This window comes from Cytophaga sp. (assembly GCF_051961495.1).
Taxonomy (GTDB): Bacteria; Bacteroidota; Bacteroidia; order Cytophagales; family Cytophagaceae; genus Cytophaga.
Genome location: NZ_JBQCDF010000299.1, coordinates 1 through 5,422, shown reverse-complemented (window position 1 = coordinate 5,422; position 5,422 = coordinate 1). Strand labels below are relative to the sequence as shown.

Here is a 5,422-nt window from a genome sequence, read left to right as displayed (position 1 = left end):
TTCGTCTTTACGTACCGATCTGGCGGCTGGTTCATATACAGTAATGGTTAAAGATAACCGTGGGTGCTTTTCTCAACAGCAAGCCATAGTGAAGGAAAAAAACTGTACGGTGTTTAAAGATTATTCCTTTAATCCAACTATTGAATCATGGAAATTTCCGTTTACAGAAATGGAGCATGGTACCTTATCCATTATGGATAAAAGTGGGAATGTCGTTTATAAGACAGACTTGTCAAATGGCCAGCCTTATGAATGGAATGGAAGAAGTTTGAACGGAAACATCCTGGAAACAGGAAGTTATTTATATATTGCAACGTTTACGAACGGGGAATCAAGACAAGGTTATATCATTTTGCTCCATTAAAAGCATGCGCCATTTATTTTATATCGTTTTAGGTTTAATGCTTTCAGCAAGGCTGTCTGCACAGACAACTGCGGTTATTCCTGATACGGCGTTCAGATCCTTTCTTGTAGATCATTATCCGGCCTTGATGGATGTGAATGAAGAACTGATTATTGCGAATGCTGCTTCCGTAACCGGCACATTATATTGCGGAGATGAACGTATTTCAAATCTGGAAGGAATTCAATATTTTGTAAATATTGATGTACTGGAATGTCAGAAAAATAATCTCAGTACTTTACCCGACATCAGTGCATTAACGAAACTGACTACTCTTTACTGTGCTGAAAATCAGTTAACATCAGTCCCGCCACTTAACAACCTGGTAAGTCTGCAAACTCTGGTTCTGGCTCAAAATAAGCTGACTACACTGCCTGATGTGACCGCTCTGGCAAACTTGACAGATTTAGTTGTTTACCGGAATCAGCTTACTTCTATTCCGGACCTTACAGTACTTAGCAAGCTGGAAAAATTGTATTGCTTTGAAAATAATATCGCTTCAATGGGTAAGTTACCTGCCTCTTTAAAAGAGTTGTGGCTTGGAAATAACCTGATGACCTATATTCCGGATATCTCGCTGGCCACAGGATTAACTTCTCTAAGAGCGTATACGAATCACCTGCAAATAGTACCGGACCTAACACCCTATGCAGTACTCACCGATCTTAACCTGGGCACAAATCAATTAACAACAGTTCCTACAGGCTTACCTTCATTAAGTCAGCTGACATTGCTTACACTTGATAATAACCTGCTGACATCATTGCCGGATTTATCAGGACTTACGGCATTGGCAACTTGTAACCTCAGCAGTAATAGTTTCACCTTTGAAGATCTATTGCCTTCTTCAGCAAATCCAAACATTGCCAGCTGGACAATTTGCCCGCAGGATTCTTTGCCGGCTCCTGCTAACATCCGCATCACAGAAGGACAACCATTAACATTAACTCTTGCTGCAGATGACGGAATACCTGGTCTTACCTTTTCCTGGTACTGTAATGGCGCGCAGGTTGCACAGACCAATCAACCTGTTCTTACTATCCCTGCAGCCTCTAAATCACATACCGGAAATTGGTACTGTAAGGTTAGCTCCTCTGCACCGGGCTTATCAGCATGTACACTGGCATCACATATTTTCACAATTGTGGTGCGTCCTGATTTTACGATGGATAAAGAACTTACGATTACACCAAATGGCGATGGCAAAAATGATGAATGGCTGTTTGAAGAAAGCGGTGCACTAAAAGTTTATAATGCTTCAGGTATATTGGTGGATCAGCAGTCTGCACCATGCTACTGGAATGGTACTACAGGTTCCGGAAAAATTCTCGGGACTGGATATTACATTATTACCATTGAAGATACTACTTATCAGATAACAATAATCAGATAGAATATTTGAGAATTGTTTCATATTCATTTTTTTTCAGAAGGTAAATAAATGATAAGTGAAGTATCAATGTGTAAGCAAGCGTTGAATTTTCTATTTTACTTCACACGCAGTAATCCATTTTTAATCTCTTAGCCATTACCTGCTTAATATATCACTCACGTACTTTTACTTATCAGCATACAGCATGTAAAGAAAATAAAATTGACTTGGTCTTATTCTTATTCTGATGAATTCAGTGCTTATGCGCAGAAACGTTATGTTCTACAAGAAAAAGTTTACGCTGTTTTGACCGGTTTATGTTTCCCCCCTGGAATTGGTTGTACAGTGACGCTCTGCTTTCTGTATATAAGTCTATTTAAAAAAAATATCTATAAAAAAGGGGTTACTAATTTTGAGTTTGCCGGGTATAATAATTGATGGCGATAGAAATTATCAGGATATGAACGGATGTAATTTCAAACCATTGCAGTTATCAATTAAACAATCTTTTATAAAACATAAAGGAAGTATGGTAAAACGAATTATCGATCACCCAACAGGATGTAGATTGCATTGGAGTTCCACGGTACAATACAGATTCATCATCTTTTGTATAATAACCTTTTTTACTTTTTTACCTACAGTATCATTTTCACAAAGTTATACCTGGGGCAATGTTCCCATTGGAGGAGGAGGATTTGTAACTGGCATCGTTACTCACAAAACGTCTGGTGACAGATATTGCCGTACAGATGTCGGGGGAGCGTATCGCTGGGATGAAGCAAACAATAAATGGGTTCAGTTGATGGATTGGTTGAACGAATCTGAAAACGGATTTATAGGAGTAGAAGCTTTGGCAGTAGACCCCCAAAACGCTAATAATGTTTACATGTTATGCGGAACGTCTTATATCAATGGGGGAAGAACAGCAATATTGAAATCAACGGATAAAGGAAATACGTTTACCTATACAGATGTTACTTCTAAATTCAAAGCACATGGAAATGGGTCTGGTCGCGGGAATGGAGAGCGCCTTGCTGTGGATCCTAAAAACAGTAATATATTATTCTGCGGAACCAGGGCAAACGGATTATGGAAAAGTACGGATGCCGGTGTTACCTGGAATCTTGCCTGGAACGGCGTAACGTCTACTGCCAACGGAAATGGAATTTGTTTTGTTCTTTTTGATCCATCAGGTAATGTAACAGGCGGAGCCTCTCAAACCATTTACCTTGGAGTTTCCCGTACTGGTGGTGCAAACATTTACAAGAGTACAGACGGTGGTGTTACGTTTAATGATATTTCTCCTAATACTGGTTTCATGCCGCACCGGGCAGCTTTGCAGGGAACGACCATGTATGTTTCTTTAGCAGATACTGAAGGTCCGGCTACTAATGGGTACGGTAAGTTATATAAGCTTAATACATCTACGGGAACATGGACAAACGTTACACCCGGAGCAAATGCTACACCTGCTCAAGGCCGCGATTATCCTTATGGAGGTATAAGCATTGATCCTACAAATGTGAACAGAGTGATCGTTTCTACCTGTGGTATGTATTGGAACAACTCGTTTGGTACAGGATGGGGAGATTTCGTTTTCCTTTCTAATGATGGAGGTGCTACCTGGACCCTTAAGAATGGTAATAACGCCACCTATGATAGTAATGGAATGGCATGGTCTTGCTGCGGAGCAGTAAACTGGATGGACTGCATTGAGTTCGATCAGAACAATCCGCTGAAAGTACGTGTAGTTGGCGGAGGTGGTGTATATACCTGTCCGGATATTTCAGCCACAAATCCTTCCTGGAAATATGATGTTAAAGGAATTGAAGAGACTGCATTTCTGGATGGAATCAGTATTCCGGGAGGTTCGCTTATTTCCTCTTTCGGAGACATAACAGGTTTCGTACATGAGCCCTTGATGTCTTATCCCTCAAAAAAACTATCTCCTTCGGATGGAAATAACCAAAGCATTGCGTATGCAGGAGCCAATACAAACAGAGTAGTAAGGGCGTCGAATGGTGGAAATGTGGTTTACTATTCGGGTGATAAGGGTAATACATGGACTGGATGTACTACTAACAAAGGTTCAGATGGGCGTGTGTCGATAAGTGCTGATGGTGGTACGATACTGCACTGTCCGGGAGGTTCCTCAACTACTTACTATACAACAGACAATGGAGCTAACTGGTCTAGCTGTTCTGGTGTGTCTCTCGGAGATGCTGCTCCAGTGGCTGATCAGGTAAATTCAAATTATTTCTACATATACCATCCATCGGCTGGACAGATGTACAGAAGCTCAAACAAGGGCGTTAATTTTTCAGTAGCAGGTTCGCCTGGTGCATCAACTGCAAATTATCCGTGGGAATCAGTGTTGGTCCGGACAGTGCCTGGTCTTGAAGGACATATATGGGTACCTCTTGGGCGTAATGGATTGAAATATTCAACCAACTATGGCGCAACATATACTACTATTTCCAATGTATCTTATTGCAAATCCATTGGTATCGGTAAGGCAATTGCAGGAGCCACCTATCCCTGTGTTTTCATTTGGGGGACAGTGGGAGGAGTCACGGGTCTTTTCAGATCAACCGATCAGGGTGCTACATGGCTTAGAGTAAATGATGACGCCCATCAGTTTGCAGGTGCGCCATTGTTGATTGGCGATATGAATGTTGCCGGAAAAGTATTTCTGGGAGCAGGTGGCGGAAGAGGTATTATTTACTGGGAACCGTTATCGGGCAATACACCTCCTGCAGTTAACCTTACAGTGCCGGCTGTCAATAGTTCATTCTGCCAGGGAACCAGTATTAACCTTACAGCCACAGCTACTGATTCCGATGGAAGTATAACCAAGGTTGAATTTTACGATGGTACCACATTACTGGGCACGGCTACCTCTTCTCCATATACCTATAATTGGGCAAATGCTGCTGTTGGTACACATACTATAACAGCTAAAGCAACTGATAATGCTGGAGGAATTTCTACTTCTGCTTCAGCAGGCATTACTGTCAACGCACTCCCTGTTATTACTTCTTATACACAGATTGATGGAGGTGCATGGAATCAAAGTAGTACGGCAATAGTATGTGCAGGAAGCACCGTAGCATTGGGGCCGCAGCCAACAGTAAATACAGGTTGGAGCTGGATAGGTCCGAACGGATATACAGCAACGACAAGAGAGATTACACTTTCAACGATAACAACGGCACAAGCAGGTACCTACACAGCAAGCTATACAGATGGGAATTCGTGTAAGTCAAGTACAGGATTTATACTTACCGTAAATACACTGCCTACAGCAGCAATCACGACAACGACACCAACGACCTTCTGCCAGGGCGGTTCAGTAGTGTTAACATCAAGCGCAGGAAGTTCATACAAATGGCTGAACGGAACTACAGTAATCACAGGTGCTACAGCACAGACCTATACAGCAACAACAGCAGGTAACTATACGGTAGAAGTAACGAATGCAAATAACTGCAAGGCAACATCATCGGTGACAACTGTAACAGTAAATACACTGCCTACAGCAGCGATTACAACAACGACACCAACGACCTTCTGCCAGGGCGGTTCAGTAGTGTTAACATCAAGCGCAGGAAGTTCGTACAAATGGCTGAACGGAGCCACTGCAA

General features: G+C 41.9%; 3 protein-coding genes. All 3 read left to right on the top strand.

Going from position 1 to position 5,422, the window contains the following annotated elements; all coding sequences use genetic code 11:
• The coding region (locus ACTHJT_RS16705; protein ID WP_440240310.1) for a gliding motility-associated C-terminal domain-containing protein at positions 1 to 364 on the top strand (364 nt) is incomplete at its 5' end.
• A 4-nt stretch (positions 365 to 368) separates the two neighbouring features.
• Positions 369 to 1,796 (top strand): leucine-rich repeat domain-containing protein, encoded by a 1,428-nt coding sequence (locus tag ACTHJT_RS16700; RefSeq protein ID WP_440240308.1) that lies wholly within the window; start codon positions 369 to 371, stop codon positions 1,794 to 1,796.
• Positions 1,797 to 2,304: 508 nt separating this feature from the next.
• The coding region (locus tag ACTHJT_RS16695) for an Ig-like domain-containing protein (protein ID WP_440240306.1) at positions 2,305 to 5,422 on the top strand (3,118 nt) is incomplete at its 3' end.